The organism is Rothia sp. 27098_8_161, from assembly GCF_041432905.1.
Classification (GTDB): Bacteria; Actinomycetota; Actinomycetes; order Actinomycetales; family Micrococcaceae; genus Rothia.
In genome coordinates this window covers 1-16,617 of record NZ_JAPWAL010000004.1, presented here as the reverse complement: position 1 = coordinate 16,617, position 16,617 = coordinate 1, and the positions used below count along the sequence as shown (strand labels likewise).

Genomic DNA, 16,617 nt, shown 5'->3' with positions numbered 1-16,617 from the left:
ACTTTTGGGGGCCTTCCTCGGAAACTTTTTGATTGGCCTACGTGAGGGCCTCGAAGAGGCTCTGGTCGTAGGTATCCTGCTCGCCTACATCCGCAAAACGCAGCGCACCCACCTGCTGGCCCCGATGTGGGCTGGCGTCAGTGTGGCGGTGCTGCTGTCCCTCAGCTTCGGCGCCCTGCTGACTTTCGGCCCCCAAACCCTCACCTTCGAAGCGCAGGAAGCCATCGGTGGTTCCCTGTCCATCATTTCGGTTGGCTTCGTCACCTGGATGATTTTCTGGATGGCTGAAAACGCCCGCATACTCTCCGCCGAGCTCAAGGGCAAACTGGACGCTGTGCAGACCAGCGTCTGGGCTGTGGTTCTGCTGGCAGCGCTCTCCGTGGGCCGTGAAGGCCTGGAAACCACCCTCTTTATCTGGTCGGCTACCCGCACCGCCGGTCAGGAGGCTAACGCAATCCCCATGCTCGGTGCGCTGGTCGGTATCGCAATCGCTGTTGTCATGGCGTGGGGCATGATGCGCGGCATGATGCGTATTAACCTCTCCCGATTCTTCACGATTACCGGCGCGTTCCTGGTCATTGTGGCGGCGGGCGTACTCTCGTACGGTATTCACGATCTGCAGGAGGCGGCTATCCTGCCGGGTCTGAACAACATCGCGTTTGAGTCCTACCGTTATATCGACCCGAGCAGTTTTGTTGGCACACTGCTGAAGGCTGTATTCAACCTGTCTTCGACCACCACCTGGCTTGAGGCGGGCGCCTGGATCCTGTACGTGGGCATCGTGATGCCTCTGTTTATCCGTGCGCAGCGCTCGGGTGTGAAGGCATCGGTTAAGAAGCCGGAAACCGAAAAGGCTGCGGCCTAATAGCCGGCATCCTCAACCGAAACTAGCCTCCACTTTTTGAGGGAAGGCACTCCTAGATTTTGCGGCAATGACTGGCCGCGAACCCTGTGACCAAGAACGAGAACGCAATCCCAATCTCCGCTGATGAGCAGGCTCTGCGCGACACCGCTGTTTCCCAGTACACCGCCTACGTCAAGGACCAGGTGGAGTCGTTGAAGACTAAGACTGAGCAGTTCGCTGAGCTGTACACCGCCGGTAAGGCGGAAGAAGCGAAGGCTCTGTACTCTTCCGCACGCCTGCACTACGAACGCATTGAGCCGGTGGCTGAGTCCTTCGGTGACCTGGACCCCGCCCTGGATGCACGTGAAACAGACGTGGAGGAGGGCAAGGAGTGGACCGGCTGGCACAAGATTGAGAAGGACCTGTGGCAGCCCACCGCTGAGAAGAATGGTGGTAAGGAATACACTCCGCTGACTGAGCAGGAGCGCGCTGAGCTGGCGAAGAAGCTTGTTGCTGACACTCAAAAGCTCTACGACGAGGTTCACTCCTCCGAGTTCAAGCTTGAGGCTTTCCAGATTTCTAACGGTGCCAAGGAACTGCTGGACGAAGTGGTAAACACCAAGATTAGCGGTGAGGAAGAAACCTGGTCGCACACCGACCTCTCCGACTTCCAGGGCAATATTGATGGTGCCCGCGTGGCCTACGAGGATGTTCTGCCGATTCTGAAGCAGAAGGACCCGAAGCTGGCGGAGGACATCGAGAAGAAGTTCGACGCCGTGCAGAAGCTGCTGAACCACCACAAGAAGGGCAACGGTTTCGCTTCCTACGATGAGCTGACCAAGGAACAGGTGCGTGAGCTGTCCGATGCTGTCGAGGCGCTCTCCGAGCCGGTTTCGAAGATGACTGAGGTTGTGACCGGCGCGGGTACTAAGTAGTACCCTGCGGGTTGATACCTCACTGCGCTTGAATGCGGGTGATGCCGGGTGGGGACTACGGTTGATTCGTGTCTCTGCCCGGCACGGGCGCATTATTCATTATTCACACATCATACGAAAGGCCTTCCCATGCCTACCGAATCTAACCACCACACCCCGGAAATAGCCCCCGAAGCTAAGCCTGCGGGCACCTCCCGCCGCGGTGCTCTCGGTGCCGCACTGGCTGGTGCCGGTGCCTTGGGTGCCCTTGGCGCGCTCGCCGGCTGCTCCTCCAATTCCAGCGCGCAGACTTCTGCGAGTGCTTCCTCGACCGCTGTGAAAGATTCCCACTCGTTTTACGGGGAGCATCAGAGCGGCATCTCTACTGAGGTTCAGGACCGCATGTACTTTGCGGCGCTGAACCTGAAGACTACCGACCGTGACGAAATCCAGTCCCTGTTCAAGGAATGGAGTGCCGCTGCTGCGAAGCTGCAGGCGGGTGAGCTGGTGGGGGAGGACCGCTCCTATGAGGTGCCTCCTAAGGACACCGGCGAGGCGATGGACCTGTCTGCCGCGAACCTGACCCTCACCTTTGGGCTGGGTCGTAGCTTCTTCGTTGATGATGAGGGTAAGGATAGCTTTGGCTTTGCGAGCAAGCTCCCGGAGGCGCTGGTCCGCATCCCTCATATGACCGGTGATGCGCTGGAAGATAAGCGTAGCAACGGTGATATTTGCATTCAGGCTTGTGCTGATGACCCGCAGGTGGCGTTCCATGCGATTCGTAATCTGATTCGCATTGCTGGCGGTCGCGCTGTGGTGGCATGGAATCAGCAGGGCTTTGGTCGTACTTCTTCGACCTCGACGAGCCAGGTGACGGCTCGTAACCTGTTCGGTTTCAAGGACGGTACAAATAACCTGAAGGTGGAGAGCCCGAATCTGCTGAAGAAGCATGTGTGGACTTCTTCTGAGAATTCGGCGAATAGCCCGGCATGGATGGAGGGTGGTAGCTATCTGGCTGCTCGTCGTATCCGTATGAATATTGAGACGTGGGACCGCACTCGTCTGCGTGAGCAGGAGGAGATTGTGGGCCGCACTAAGGTCAGTGGCGCGCCGCTGTCTGGTGGTGACGAGTTCACGGCTCCTAACTTTTCGGAGAAGGGCCGCTCGGGTCCTCTGATTCCAGCAGATTCGCATATGCGTCTGATGCATCCTGACCAGAATCAGGGTGTGCAGATGTTGCGCCGCGGATTCAACTACACGGATGGTACTGATGAACTGGGCCGCCTGGATGCTGGTTTGTTCTTCATTGCGTACGTGTGCGATCCGCGCACGCATTTTATTCCGATGCTGAGCACGATGACTTCTTCGGATGCGTTGAGTGAGTATCTGCGTCATACCGGTAGTGGGCTGTTTGCGGTGCCTCCGGGTGTGAAGGATGAGAACGACTACATCTGTTCGGGTCTTTTCAGCTAGTGGATGTGTGGGACTAGCGCCTGCTTAGGCTTGCTAAGCGGCGTGTTTATGCTGTTGAAAGCAGGAGGTGCTGTCACCTCCTGCTTTCTCTTGTTAATGCGTGCACAGCCACTATTTTGCGGGTGTTGGGGGTGCCTGGATTGACTCTTTGTGGGTTTTTGTGAGGGAGGGGATTTTGTCATATATGGTTTCAACACGGGGGCATACTTTGGAAACCAACCGGTAGGCGGGTAGTATTGAGGGAGAAATCACATACGTATTGGGAGACAATGATGACTGCTCAACCCCCGTTTGATCCGGGTGCCTACCGCTCCGACGCGGTTCCCTCGGACACTCAAGCTATTTATATTCAGGAAGGCGGCGCTGAGCCGCGCGGAATTCTGTTCCACTCGCCGACCAAGCACCCGAAGATTCTGCGTCTGCAGGAGATTATGATTATCTCCGCACTGCTCTGCTTTATCCACGGTGTTATTTCCTCGTTGGCGCCGGGTAACTTGTCCCCGCTACATGGGCTGCCGCAGTTTGGTATTGTCGGCGGTATCGCTCTGCTGGTCGTTTCTGCGGTTGTGTACATCTGGGTGTACTTCACGATTCAGAAGGGCAAGCGTCAGGGCCTAACCGTCGGTCTGGTTTTTGCAATTCTGGGTGCGTTCGTGGCGATTATGTCTCTGATTGGTAATGTTATTGACGCTCAGCGTTACGGCTTTGTGCCCCTGTACGCGGCATGGTTCATTGCGAACGTGCTGTGGATTCGTGCTTCTTTCGACCCGGCTGTAAAGCAGGCTCTGAAGTAGAAGCACCCCTTCAACCCTATTGTTGAAAAGATATACTCTAGAACGCCCGGATGGATTATCCGGGCGTTCTGCTGTTTGCGCTTCCTTCTCTGGTCTAAAATGGATAGGATATGCGCCCGTCGCCTACCTTTGTTCCGCACCCTGTGCGGGCAGTCGGGAGAGAGCAGACGGTGCTGCCTAAGTTGTATAACGAGCCAGCCGGCATTCGGCCGGTGGTATGCAGAGAAGAGTGACAATGACCGATTCCGTGCAGGAACACGAGGGTCTTAACGGCCCGGCTCAGGTTCTCGCCCGCATTGCGCAGGTTCTGGAGGAGAACCCCGAGAACGCTTTGGACGCTATCCGTGAGGCCTTTGAGGCTGAGCGTGAGCGTGCCAAGCAGGAGATTCGCGAGAAGGCTAAGGACTTTGACAGCCTCAAGGAGGTGCGCCTGAGCTTCTTCGGTGAGAAGGGCATCATGAGCATCGCTAACCGTCAGATGCGTGATCTTCAGAACCAGCACAAGGGCCCGGTGGGTAAGCTGATGGGTCAGGCTCGTGCCGCCCTGACTGAGGCTATTGAGGCTCGCACCGCTGAGCTGGAGGCTGAGCGTGAGGCTCGCATCCTGGCTGAGGAAGCTGTGGACGTTTCTGCTGCTTCGGCTCGCCGTTCCCTGGGCGGTCGCCACCCGATTGCTCTGATGCAGGAGCGCCTGACCGACATTTTCGTCGGTATGGGCTGGGAAGTTGCTGACGGCCCGGAGCTTGAGTCTGAGTGGTACAACTTTGACGCTTTGAACATTAAGCCGGACCACCCGGCACGCGAAATGCAGGACACTTTCTACGTTGAGCCGAAGAACGCTCACCTGCTGTTGCGCACTCACACTTCGCCGGTGCAGATGCGCTCGCTGCTTTCGCGTGATCTGCCGCTGTACATTGTGTGCCCGGGTCAGGTGTACCGCACCGATGAGCTGGACGCGACCCACACCCCGGTCTTTCACCAGATTGAGGGTCTTGCCGTGGATAAGGGCCTGACCATGGCTGATCTGAAGGGCACCCTGGAGTATATGGCACGCGCCATGTTCGGTGAGAACGCTAAGATTCGCCTGCGCCCGAACTTCTTCCCGTTCACTGAGCCTTCCGCGGAGCTGGATTTGTGGCACCCGAACGCTAAGGGCGGCCCGCAGTGGATTGAGTGGGGTGGCTGCGGCATGGTGAACCCGAATGTTCTGCGTGCTGCGGGTATTGATCCTGAGGAGTACTCGGGCTTCGCTTTCGGTATGGGTATTGAACGTACCCTCATGTTCCGTAACAACGTCGCTGACATGCATGACATGGTTGAAGGCGACATCCGTTTCTCTGAACAGTTCGGGATGGAGATCTAAATTATGCGTGTACCCCTGTCATGGCTGCGCGAGTTCGTGCCTGTAGCTGAGGATGCTTCCGCTGAAGATTTGATGGCAACCCTGGTGAAGGTTGGCCTGGAAGAAGAAGACGTTCACCGCCCCTCTGATGAGCTGTCCGGCCCGATTGTGGTTGGTCAGGTGCTCTCTATGGAGCCGGAGACCCACTCTAATGGCAAGACCGTGAATTGGTGCCAGGTGCGTGTTGTTCCGGAGGGCCAGGAGCAGACTCTGACCGGTAAGGGCATTGAGCCTTCCGGAGTGCAGGGCATTATTTGTGGTGCCCACAATTTCAAGCCCGGTGACAAGGTTGTTGTGACCCTGCCCGGTGCTGTTCTGCCCGGCGGTTTCGCGATTACCGCCCGTAAGACCTATGGTCATAAGTCGGCTGGCATGATTGCCTCTACCCGTGAGCTGGGTATTGGCGATGATCACGGTGGCATTCTGGTGCTTTCGACCCTGGGCTTGGACCCGGAGGTCGGCACCGATGCGATGGAGCTGCTGGGCTTGTACGATCAGGCTGCTGAGGTGAACGTGACTCCGGACCGCGGTTACGCGTTCTCTCTGCGCGGTATCGCTCGCGAGTGGTGCCACGCTACCGGTTCTTCTTTTGAGGATTTTGTGCTGGCGTACGGCGAGCGTGCCCCGGAGGCGAACAAGTCCGGTCACGCGGTTTCTCTGCGTGATGAGGCCCCGATTCACGGTAACCCCGCATGCACTCGTTTTGTGATGCGTGAGGTGTCGGGCGTGAAGGCGGATGCGCCAGTTCCGACTTGGATGTCTTCGCGTCTGCGTCTGGCGGGTGTGCGTTCACTGTCGCTGCCGGTAGATATTTCGAACTACGTGATGCTGGAGACCGGTCAGCCTCTGCACTTCTACGATGCTGACAAGGTCCAGGGTGAGATTGTGGTGCGCCGCGCCGCTGCTGGTGAGAAGCTGGTGACCCTGGACGGTGTCGAGCGTATTCTGCATCCCGAGGATATTGTCATTGCTGATGGTTCCGGGGTGATTGGTCTTGCCGGTGTGATGGGTGGCGCCTCGACTGAGGTGACCGATTCGACCGCCCGCATTCTGGTGGAGTCTGCTCGTTTTGATGAGGTGTCGGTTGCTCGTACTGCTCGCCGTCACAAGCTGATTTCTGAGTCCTCGAAGCGTTTTGAGCGTGGCGTGGATCCGCAGATTCAGACTGCGGCTGCTCAGCGTGCGGTTGAGCTGCTGGTTAAGCTGGCTGACGCCCAGGCTGAGCCGGGCGTTACTGATGTGTCACTTGGCTATGAGCCGGTCGTGATTGACCTGCCTGCTGATTACACTGCCGGTCGTATTGGCGTGGATTACTCGCCGGAGCAGATTGAGTCTTGCCTACGTGAGATTGGTTGCTCGGTGGAGCGTACCGAGTCTGGTTACGCGGTGACTGTCCCGTCATGGCGTACTGACCTGCGTGCGAAGGAGGACCTGACTGAGGAAATCGCACGTATTGACGGTTACGAGAACATCCCCTCGACTCTGCCGGTGGCTCCTGCGGGTCGCGGTTACACTCCGGAGCAGGCGGGTAAGCGTCGTGCGCTGAATGCGCTGGCAGCTTCGGGCCTGACTGAGGTTTTCGCGTACCCCTTCGTGTCGGCTGATGCGAATAACCTATGGTCGGCTCCGTGGGTGAGCACCCCTGAGAATCCGGTAACTGAGGTTCCTTCGGTTCGCCTGGAGAACCCGATTTCTTCGGCTGAGGGCTGGATGCGCCGCTCGCTGCTGCCTGGCCTGGTTGAGGTTTTGAAGCGTAACCTGTCTCGCGGTTTCAAGAACCTGGCTATTTTTGAGACGGGTCACGTGTTCATTCCGGGTGAGCAGCTGGGTTCGGAGTCTATTCCGCCGCTGGGTGCTCGTCCTTCGGATGAGGTTCTGGTTGATTTGAATGCCGGTATTCCGCAGCAGCCCACGTTCATTGGTGGCCTGTTTGCTGGTACTGAACATGAGGTAATGCCCGGCATTGCTCCGCGCGCTTACGATTGGCGTGACGCTCTGGACGCTGTGCGTCTGGTTGCTGCCGCTGTTTCGGCTGAGATTCAGGTGCGTAACGGTGTGCATACCGCGTTCCACCCGGGCCGTGTGGCTGAGGTTCTGAGTGCTGCTGGTGAGCGTGTTGGTTTCGCTGGTGAGCTGCATCCGAAGCTACTGCAGGAGCTGAACCTGCCGGAGCGTACCTGCGCGTTTGAGCTGGATTTCTCGGCGCTGTTTGCTGATCGTGTTGAGGCGCGTCAGGCTACTCCGGTGCTGACGTTCCCGGCTGCTACTCAGGATGTGGCGCTTCTGGTGGGCCGCGATCTGCCTGCTTCTGAAGTGGAGCGTGTTCTGCGTGAGGGCGCTGGTGAGCTGCTGGAGGATATCCGCGTCTTTGATGATTACCGAGGTGTCGGTATTGATGAGTCAAAGAAGTCTTTGGCGTTTGCTCTGCGTTTCCGTGCGCCGGATCGTACGCTAACTGCTGATGAGGCGTCGGCTGCTCGTGAGGCTGCTGTGGCTGCGACTGTTGAGCAGCTGGGTGCAGAACCGCGTGTCTAACCGGGGCTGACCCTATGACGTAACGCTTAGTGCTGACGGGGTGGGAGTTGTTGGCTCCCGCCCCGTAGCTTTTGGCGTTGCGTGGTGGGTTTATCTGTTGGGTTGGTTTATGAAGCGTTGATAAGCGCTTTCATTGATGAACTCATGTGGTTATGGGTACCCTAGAGGATAGATGAAGTGAGGGAGAGAGTAATGGCTAATCTAGAGAACTCGCGCGAACAGGATGAGCTGTCGCAGCCTGAGGTCGAAGAAACCTACTTTGAAGATTCTGAGTATGAGGAGTACGACGAGCCCGAGGATTACGACGACGATGAGGAAGAGAACTCCTCTCTTTTCGCGATGAGTGAGGAAGAGCTGGATCACCGTCCGGGCGTGAATTGGCTGTCGGTTCTTTCTGCTGTTGTTGCAGTTATTCTTTCCATTGTTTTGGCTGTTGTGGGTGTTCGTGCTTTTGCGTCGGTGAATAATAACGCCGAGTATGCTGGCAAGAGCTGGGTTATTCAGGGCACTTATCAGGATTTGACTCCTGACCTGATTACGAAGGGTAATGTGGCTCGCTATAAGGGCAACCTGCCGGCTGATGATGCGCTGAATGGTAAGACGTATGTGTCGAACCTGAAGGATAAGTATCAGGTGACTTCGGGGGCTCCGATTGAGTTCCGAGGTTCGCAGACTGGAGATGTTCCCTCCGAGTTCCCGCGTGAGGTGGACGGCCTGCTGGTGGAGAAGAACGGTAGCCTTGAAGTTGTGTATACCGCTGAGAAGGGCACGTTGAAGCCTGTGACTGAGGACAGCGTGAATGCTGAGCGCTTTGCCGGTATCGCAAGTATTGTTGGTTCGGTGCTGGTGCTTCTGCTGGGTATGGGTTTTGCTGTGTGGCTGAACCGCCGTTCGCGCGATGTCGAGTATGAGGACCTGGATGGTCTGGTGGAGGATGAGCGCTAGGCGTTCTGAATCTTGAGGATTGACCGGTTGATGTTTTGTTGAGGGAGCCTGTTTCTGGTGCACGTGGTGTGCTGGAGGCGGGCTCCTTTTTTGTGCTCACCTGCCGGAGGCCTCTTGATGGGCGCAGCGGACCAGTCCACAATGTTCTTGCATGCTATGCATTCATTGCGAGGTTATGCGCCTGAATGTGTAGATACACGCTACATTCACGGCATTTTGCGTGACAGTTGGTGAGATAAACCCTGAAATTTCCCCCATATCTTGGAATAATCCATATTTGGTGCGCATATTTATGTGCATATGTATTATCTTGGGTAGTAAAGAATGTTGCGCTGCGCCACCGTTGGGCAGCTCCGTTCTGAATTCGTGATTGGCACCGTAGGAAGAAGAGATATTATGCCTTTCCCCTCGACCAAGATCGCGCGTCAGGCACGCATCGTTGAATTGCTGCAGACCCGACGTGTCCGCTCCCAGGCTGAACTGGCGCAGTACCTGACCGATGATGGTATGAAGGTTACTCAGGCCACCCTTTCCCGTGATCTTGTTGAAATTGGCGCTGAGCGCATCCGTGATGAAGGCGCTGGCCTGATTTATGCTGTGCCGAATTACCCTGCTCGTCGTGGCAGCGGTACTGCACCTGACGCCCGTATGATTTCCCTGTTTAAGGAACTGCTGATTACCGCTGAGGGTTCGGCAAATATTACGGTTCTGCGTACTCCTCCGGGTGCTGCGCAGTTCTTGGCGTCGTCTATTGATCAGGGCGGTCTCGAAGCGATTATGGGTACTATTGCCGGTGACGATACGGTAATAGTGGTTACTCGTGACCCCAATGGTGGGGCTGCGCTTGCCGAGAGCTTCTTGGATTGGTCTGCTGCTCAGTAGTAGCTGGGGCGTATCTTGCCTGTTCTTCTGATGTTTCGGGAGAGCGGTTGAAGGTACGCCCTTCTGCTGTCTTCGGGCTTTTTGCCGGGCTTCTAGCTCGACTTCTTTTCTAGATATACCGATTTTTCTGTGGTGAGAGTTTTCTATTATGTCTGAAATGCACGATTCAGCGAACAATATTGCCTACCTTTTGGCGGAGGCTGCTTCTGGTTCGGGAGCTAAGACAGCTTTGGCGATTCCGGCTTCTGACTCTGCTGATGTGCGGGTAGTGAGCTACGCGCAGTTGGCGTCTGCGGCCGCGCAGGTTCAGCGTCATTTGGCGGCGCTCGGTGTTGGGCGTGGTGACCGCGTGGCGTTGTCTATGCCGAATGTGACGTTGATGCCGGCGCTGTATTACGGCATTGTGGCTGCGGGTGCGATTTGTGTTCCGTTGAATCCGCTGTTGTCGGGTGCTGAGTTGGAGTATCATCTGCGCGATAGCGGGGCGAAGGTACTTTTTGCTTTTGCGGGTACTCGTCTGGCGTCGGTGGCATCCTCGACGGTTCCGGTGAAGAACGGTTCGGTTCATTGCGAGATTTTCACCGGGGGAGAGGGCTCGCCGGTGGCTCCTTTTGATACGCCTGCCGATAGTGCGCTGTTGGCTACTGTTCTGGAGCCTGTCCCGGTGGCGGTGAGCGAGCCGGCGATTATTCTGTACACTTCGGGTACGACGGGCAAACCGAAGGGTGCGACGCTGACCCACGCGAATATCCTCTCGAATGCTCGTAGCTGTGTCAGCGTTTTTGGTTTTACCGCTGAGGATGTCATTTTTGGTGGACTTCCGCTATTCCACGCGTTTGGGCAGACGGTGTCGATGAACGCGGCGTTTGCGGCGTCGGCTACTGTGGCTTTGCTGCCACGTTTTACCCCTGATGGTGCGCTGAATCTGATTGAGGGTGCAGGGGTGTCGGTGTTGGCTGCGGTCCCAAGCATGTATGTGTCGTTAGCGGCGGCGCTGGAGGCTGAGCCTGAGCGTGCACGCTCGCTGCGTGGTTGCATCCGTTTCGGTATTTCGGGCGGTTCGCCGTTGCCTGCGCCGGTGCATTCTGCGTTGAAAATGCTGATTGAGTGCCCGGTATATGAGGGCTACGGTTTGAGTGAGACGTCGCCGGTGGTTTCGTTTAATCAGGCGGAGTTTGGCATGGTGCTCGGTTCGGTGGGTCGTGTGCTGCCGGGTGTGCAGGTGCAGGTCCGTTGCCCGCAAGGCTCCGAGTGCGCTCCGGGTGTGAGCGGTCAGCTGTGGGTGCGCGGTGAGAACGTGATGGCTGGCTACTGGAATAACCCGGCGGCTACTGCTGAGGTTTTTGACGGCGAGTGGTTTGCGACCGGCGATGTTGCTCGTGTCGATGAGCAGGGCAATATTTTTATTGTGGATCGTATTAAAGACATGGTTCTGCGTAACGGCTATTCGGTGTATCCGCGTGAGATTGAGGATGTTCTCTATACCCATGAGCAGGTGCAGTCTGCAGCGGTGTTGGGCGTGCCGGATGAGCGAGTGGGCGAGGAGGTTGTCGCCGTGGTGATGCCGCGTCCGGGTGCTGATGAGGGTGTGCTGCAGGCGGAGTTGAATGCGTTGGCTCGTACTCGTTTGGCGGCGTATAAGTACCCTCGCCGCTACGTGATGGTGGAGAGTATGCCTTTGGGCCCGACCGGTAAGATTCTTAAGCGTGACTTGCGGGTTTTGATTCAGCGGGGCTAATTCCGATAGGGAGTTCTTGGTGCTCATCTGAGGACAACTGTAGATGAAGAGGGTAGAATCTTGTAGGCGGCTTCTACCGCGCTATTGTTCCCGGACGGTTTTTCCGGGGCTATCCCCTTCACGAAAGAGAGAGCATGAGCGTTCCCGCTTCTGAGGCTTCGCGAACCCCTATTGAGCAGTTGATTCCGGCTGCTTGCGCTACAATTCCGAATTACCCGCACGAGGGTATCCTCTTTTACGATGTGACCACTCTCTTCGCTAATGCTGAGGTGTTCAAGGCGTGCATTGATGAGCTGGCTGCTCGTTTTGAGGGTCAGTTTGATGTGGTGGCTGGTGTTGAGGCTCGCGGTTTCTTGCTGGCTTCTGCACTCGCATACGCTACGGGCACTGGCATTATGACGGTTCGTAAGGCGGGTAAGCTTCCGCGTGAGACGTACCGTGAGGAGTATGCACTGGAGTACGGTAGTGCTGCGATTGAGATTCACTGTAATGATTTCGCGCCGGGCACCCGTGTTCTTTTGCTGGATGATCTGCTGGCGACTGGCGGTACCCTGGTGGCTGCCGCGAAGCTGGTGGAGCGCGCGAACCTGAAGGTTGCCGGCGTTGGCGCTCTTCTGGAGCTGGAGGGCCTGGGCGGTCGTGAGGCGTTGGACGGTTACCGTCTTGAGACGCTGAGCTTGGTGTCTGAGTACCCGCTGCCGTCGAAGTAGTTTTATAGAGTTTGAGGCTACCGCCGTTTGGGTGTGTGTAGCTGATATTGATGAGGGGTGCCCCGCCGGTTGAACCGGTGGGGTACTTTTCTGTGGGGGCAATATTTCTGCCCTTCGGAGCCTGTCCTGTAAAATAGTGACCCGTATTTTTGGGTGTCTGTCGCACCCTGTCTTTGAGACACTATAGGTTTAAGGAGCTTACGTGTCATCTGAATCTCTACCCCAGAAGTCTGCTGATTCTTCGGCGGCTGAGAAGCTGTTTGCCGAGCAGATGGCTGCGGAGCGTGAGTATGTTGCTCGCGTGTATGCTCGTCTGGATAAGCTCCGTGAGGAGACGGCTGAGATGCTGGCTGCTGTTCGTAAGAATCAGGCGGTGGGCGGTCATCAGAACCGTTCGGAGCGTGACTCTTTTGCTACTCACTATGAGGATCGTTTGGCGCAGCTGAATGCTGTGGATTCTCGTCTGACGTTTGGTCGTTTGGATATGGACCGTGAGGGCGCTGATGCGGTGCGATATATCGGTCGTATTGGTATTACGGATAGCAATCAGCAGCGTCTGCTGATGGACTGGCGTGCCCCGGAGGCGGGTACGTTCTATCAGGCGACTGCCTTTCAGCCGATGGGCGTGCGCCGCCGCCGTCACCTGATGCTTGAGGGCCGCACTGTCGTAAATATTGAGGATGAGGTCTTCGATTCGGAGATGCTGCAGGATGAGGACACTCTCCACGGTGAGGGTGCTCTGTTGGCGGCGTTGAATAAGAAGCGTACGGGCCGCATGGGCGATATTGTGGCGACGATTCAGGCTGAGCAGGATGCTATTATCCGCTCGGAGCTACCGGGTGTGCGTGTTGTGCAGGGCGGTCCGGGTACCGGTAAGACTGCTGTGGCGCTACATCGTGCGGCGTACCTGCTGTACACGAACCGTGAGCGCCTGTCGAAGGCTGGCGTGCTGGTGGTTGGTCCGTCGAATTCGTTCATGTGGTATATCGAACGTGTGCTTCCTTCGCTGGGTGAGACCGGCGTGGTGATGTCTTCGTTGGCGACCCTGTACCCGGGTTTGCGTGCTGTGCCTGAGAAGGATCGCGCGGTTGCTGCGTTGAAGGGCGATTTGCGCATGGTGAAGGTTATTAAGCGTGCGGTGGCGGATCGTCAGAAGGTGCTGGCTCAGGTTCAGCGTCTGAATGTTGAGGGTACTGATGTTGAGCTGACTCCGGAGATGGTTCGTTCGGCTCGTTCTCGCGCTCGTTCGACTGGCAAGCCGCATAATGAGGCTCGTGAGACGTTCGTGAAGATTCTGTTGAAGGAACTGACCGCGAAGCTGGATGATCAGCTGAACCGTGCGGCGGGTCGTGTGGTGGAGCGTCCGTATCTGCAGGATGATGTGCGTGCCTCGATGGATGTGCGCCGTGCCTTGAACTTGGCGTGGATGCCGCTGTCGCCGGAGACTCTGTTGCGTTCGCTGTTCTCGAAGCCGCACTATCTGGAGTCTGCGACTCGTGAGTTGTCGAAGCCTGAGCGTGAGCTGCTGGTTCGCCCGGCGGATGCCCCTTTCACGGAGGCTGATGTTCCTCTGTTGGATGAGGCTGCTGAACTTTTGGGTGATTTTTCGAAGGTGACCGGTGCGGCTGCTGCGGCTCGTGCTGCGGCGGAGCATCGTGCGAACCTTGAGAATGCGGCGAAGGCTCTGGAGAATGTTCACCAGTCGCTGGAGGATATTGGCGCCGATGGCGTAATTACTCCAGAGCAGATTGCGATGATGAATGAGGTTCGTGGCGAGCGTATGACTGCTGCGACTGCGGCGTCGGCTGATCGTACGTGGGCGTATGGCCATATTGTGGTGGATGAGGCTCAGGAGCTCTCACCTATGCAGTGGCGTCTGTTGATGCGTCGTTGTCCGATGAAGTCGTTCACGATTGTGGGCGATATTGCTCAGGCTTCTTCTGCTGCGGCTGCTTCGTCGTGGTCGCAGGCGTTGGAGCCGTTTGTGGGTGAGCGTTTCACTCTGGAGGAGCTGACGATTAATTACCGTACCCCGGCTCAGATTGCTGAGGCGGCGGTGTCGGTTGCTCAGGCTGCTGGCTATGAGGTGTCTGCGCCTCGTGCGGTGCGTGAGGGCCGTTGGGCTCCGCTGGTTCATGAGGTTGCTTCCGAGTCTGTTGTGGAGCAGACCGTGTCTGTGGTCAGTGAGGAGGTCGCTCATTCGGGTGGTGCTCTGATTGGTGTGGTGTGCCCGCCGAGCCTGTATGTTCAGACGGTTCAGGCTGTGGCTCGTGCTCATTCTGATCGTACGGGTACTGCGCAGACAGCGCTGGAGAATCAGGTGCTGGTTTTGACTCCGTGGGAGGCGAAGGGGCTGGAGTTTGATGTTGTGGTGATTGTTGAGCCGCAGAAGCTGATTGATGATGCTGATGGTGCTGTGGGTGATTTGTACGTGTCGATGACTCGTCCGACTCAGCGCCTGCACATGGTGGGTTCGCGGATGCCTGCGGGTCTGTAGCTTTGTGGCTCGTGTAGCCTCTATCGGTTATTTCTATTTCTTTGAGCCGGTTCCGCACCGGTTTGGGCGCTCGCTTGGTTTTTTCTGAGCGATTGGGCTGGTGCGGTGCTAGGCTTGTTACATATTTTGTTCGAGCGCCTTCGGGCGTTGTTACCTTGTGAATGGGAGAAGCATGTCTGCCGAGATCCTCAACGCGCAGCATAATGACGATACCTTCGAGAATATTTGGCAGGAGCTGAAGTGGCGCGGCCTGGTGCACGTGAGCACTGATGAGGCTGCTCTGGAGAAGGCGCTGAGCGAGGAGAGCCTGACTTTCTATACGGGTTATGATCCGACTGCGGCTTCTTTGCATCTGGGCCACCTGGTGCAGCTGCTGGTGATGCGTCGTCTGCAGCTTGCTGGTCACAAGCCGCTGGGTCTGGTAGGTGGTTTCACCGGTTTGATTGGTGATCCGCGTCAGACTTCTGAGCGTGTGCTGAACTCTCCTGAGGTTGTTGCTGAGTGGGTTAAGTCTCTGCGCGCTCAGATTGAGCGTTTCCTATCTTTCGAGGGTGAGAACGCTGCTCGTATGGTGAATAACCTGGATTGGAGCGGTCAGATGTCTGCTCTGCAGCTGCTGCGCGATGTTGGTAAGCATTTCCGCGTGGGCACCATGGTGAAGAAGGAGATTGTTGCGAAGCGTCTGAACTCTGATGAGGGCATTTCGTACACTGAGTTCTCGTACCAGATTCTGCAGGGCTTGGACTTCTTGGAGCTGAACCGTCGTTTCGGTTGTACTCTGCAGACCGGTGGTTCTGATCAGTGGGGTAACCTGACGAGCGGTACTGAGCTGATTCGTAAGGTGGAGGGTAAGAGCGTTCACGCTATTGGTACTCCGCTGATTACTAACTCTGATGGTACTAAGTTCGGTAAGAGCGAGGGTAACGCTATTTGGCTAAACCCGCAGATGTGCTCGCCGTACGCTTTCTACCAGTTCTGGCTGAACACTGCGGATGCGGATGTAGTGGATCGTTTGAAGGTCTTTACTTTCTTGACTCGTGCTGAGATTGCTGAGTTTGCGGAGAAGGTTGAGAAGGAGCCGTTTAAGCGCGAGGCGCAGAAGACTCTGGCATACCTGGTGACTTCACTGGTTCACGGTACTGAGGCTACTGATCAGGCTGTGGCTGCTTCGGAGGCTTTGTTCGGTAAGGGCGATTTCGCTGCTCTGGATGAGGCTACCTTGGAGTCTGTGGTTGCTGAGCTTCCTTCAGCTAAGCTGTCCGAGGATCGTCTGGACATGATTTCTGTTCTGACTGAGCTGGGCTTTGCGAAGTCTAACTCTGAGGCTCGTCGCATTCTGAAGGAAGGCGGTGCTTCGGTGAACGGTGTGAAGGTTCAGGGCGAGGACGCAGCTATTTCTAAGGATGATCTGCTGCACGGTCGTTTTGCGATGGTTCGCCGTGGCAAGAAGAACCAGGGGGCTGTAGAGCTTATCTAATACAGAGTTGATTTAGTCTTCTCGATATATAGAAGGGGAGGAGTCTTCTCTGCTGAGTGTTTAGTACTGAGTGTTTGGTACTGACAGTTCGGTGGGGGAGTGCTCCTCCTTTTCTGTCCCCTATATATGTAGAGCCCCTTCGTCAGGAGAGGCTCTACATATATGTCGTTCTGTATCTTTGCTGTCCAGGTGTTCCTCCGTTGTACGCTTCTCGAGTTGGTCGGCGCTGCCTGGTTGTTTGATGGGCGCTGTCTGTTCTGTTTGGATGCTCCGAGAGGGCATTCTGCAGGTTTTTTGGGTTCTTTTGAAGGTTTTTAAACTTTTTTCGAAGAACTTTTGAGGAGCTTATCCTTTCCTGACTAGGGGTTCTAGTGTCATGTTTGGGTCAGGATGGACCTAAACCCCC

Annotated in this window: 12 protein-coding genes; all 12 read left to right on the top strand. The window is 56.5% G+C overall.

The features are described 5' to 3' along the window. The first annotated feature begins 28 nt into the window (after positions 1-28). The 12 genes from efeU to tyrS all read left to right on the top strand — a co-directional run bounded on the left by efeU (position 29) and on the right by tyrS (position 16,211). Positions 29-865 carry an iron uptake transporter permease EfeU gene (efeU, locus tag O3648_RS02340; RefSeq protein ID WP_371568178.1) on the top strand — a complete coding sequence of 279 codons (837 nt, stop codon included), beginning with the start codon at positions 29-31 and terminating at the stop codon, positions 863-865. A gap of 86 nt (positions 866-951) precedes the next feature. Next, entirely contained in the window at positions 952-1,779 is an 828-nt protein-coding gene (gene efeO / locus O3648_RS02335) for an iron uptake system protein EfeO (RefSeq protein ID WP_279790880.1), read from the top strand. Between the two features lie 129 nt (positions 1,780-1,908). Beyond that, on the top strand, positions 1,909-3,231 hold the full coding sequence (gene efeB / locus O3648_RS02330) for an iron uptake transporter deferrochelatase/peroxidase subunit (protein ID WP_371568174.1): 1,323 nt from the start codon (positions 1,909-1,911) through the stop codon (positions 3,229-3,231). A gap of 272 nt (positions 3,232-3,503) precedes the next feature. Beyond that, the gene (locus O3648_RS02325) at positions 3,504-4,025 is read left to right on the top strand and encodes an ABC transporter ATPase (RefSeq protein ID WP_279742170.1); all 522 of its coding nucleotides are present in this window, start codon (positions 3,504-3,506) and stop codon (positions 4,023-4,025) included. A 235-nt stretch (positions 4,026-4,260) separates the two neighbouring features. After that, positions 4,261-5,388, top strand: a complete 1,128-nt coding sequence (pheS, locus tag O3648_RS02320) for a phenylalanine--tRNA ligase subunit alpha (RefSeq protein ID WP_371568171.1) — start codon at positions 4,261-4,263, stop codon at positions 5,386-5,388. A 3-nt stretch (positions 5,389-5,391) separates the two neighbouring features. Continuing rightward, on the top strand, positions 5,392-7,962 hold the full coding sequence (pheT, locus tag O3648_RS02315) for a phenylalanine--tRNA ligase subunit beta (protein ID WP_279755196.1): 2,571 nt from the start codon (positions 5,392-5,394) through the stop codon (positions 7,960-7,962). A gap of 192 nt (positions 7,963-8,154) precedes the next feature. Continuing rightward, positions 8,155-8,907, top strand: coding sequence for a hypothetical protein (locus O3648_RS02310; RefSeq protein ID WP_279742173.1), 753 nt, complete (start codon positions 8,155-8,157; stop codon positions 8,905-8,907). Positions 8,908-9,303: 396 nt separating this feature from the next. Further along, positions 9,304-9,789 carry an arginine repressor gene (locus tag O3648_RS02305; protein ID WP_279742174.1) on the top strand — a complete coding sequence of 162 codons (486 nt, stop codon included), beginning with the start codon at positions 9,304-9,306 and terminating at the stop codon, positions 9,787-9,789. A 148-nt stretch (positions 9,790-9,937) separates the two neighbouring features. Next, complete coding sequence (locus O3648_RS02300; protein WP_371568166.1) at positions 9,938-11,527, top strand: AMP-binding protein; 1,590 nt, start codon at positions 9,938-9,940, stop codon at positions 11,525-11,527. Positions 11,528-11,661: 134 nt separating this feature from the next. Then, positions 11,662-12,237 (top strand): adenine phosphoribosyltransferase, encoded by a 576-nt coding sequence (locus tag O3648_RS02295; RefSeq protein WP_304192852.1) that lies wholly within the window; start codon positions 11,662-11,664, stop codon positions 12,235-12,237. Positions 12,238-12,439: 202 nt separating this feature from the next. Then, positions 12,440-14,734, top strand: coding sequence for an AAA family ATPase (locus O3648_RS02290; RefSeq protein WP_371568163.1), 2,295 nt, complete (start codon positions 12,440-12,442; stop codon positions 14,732-14,734). Between the two features lie 172 nt (positions 14,735-14,906). Next, on the top strand, positions 14,907-16,211 hold the full coding sequence (gene tyrS / locus O3648_RS02285; RefSeq protein WP_279742178.1) for a tyrosine--tRNA ligase: 1,305 nt from the start codon (positions 14,907-14,909) through the stop codon (positions 16,209-16,211). Positions 16,212-16,617 lie beyond the last annotated feature (406 nt).

Bases quoted from the DNA above. Each gene is read 5' to 3' on its own strand.
- O3648_RS02310 (WP_279742173.1), top strand. From the start codon at position 8,155: ATGGCTAATCTAGAGAACTCGCGCGAACAGGATGAGCTGTCGCAGCCT.
- pheT (WP_279755196.1), top strand. From the start codon at position 5,392: ATGCGTGTACCCCTGTCATGGCTGCGCGAGTTCGTGCCTGTAGCTGAG.
- O3648_RS02305 (WP_279742174.1), top strand. From the start codon at position 9,304: ATGCCTTTCCCCTCGACCAAGATCGCGCGTCAGGCACGCATCGTTGAA.
- pheS (WP_371568171.1), top strand. From the start codon at position 4,261: ATGACCGATTCCGTGCAGGAACACGAGGGTCTTAACGGCCCGGCTCAG.
- O3648_RS02300 (WP_371568166.1), top strand. From the start codon at position 9,938: ATGTCTGAAATGCACGATTCAGCGAACAATATTGCCTACCTTTTGGCG.
- O3648_RS02295 (WP_304192852.1), top strand. From the start codon at position 11,662: ATGAGCGTTCCCGCTTCTGAGGCTTCGCGAACCCCTATTGAGCAGTTG.
- O3648_RS02325 (WP_279742170.1), top strand. From the start codon at position 3,504: ATGACTGCTCAACCCCCGTTTGATCCGGGTGCCTACCGCTCCGACGCG.
- efeB (WP_371568174.1), top strand. From the start codon at position 1,909: ATGCCTACCGAATCTAACCACCACACCCCGGAAATAGCCCCCGAAGCT.
- tyrS (WP_279742178.1), top strand. From the start codon at position 14,907: ATGTCTGCCGAGATCCTCAACGCGCAGCATAATGACGATACCTTCGAG.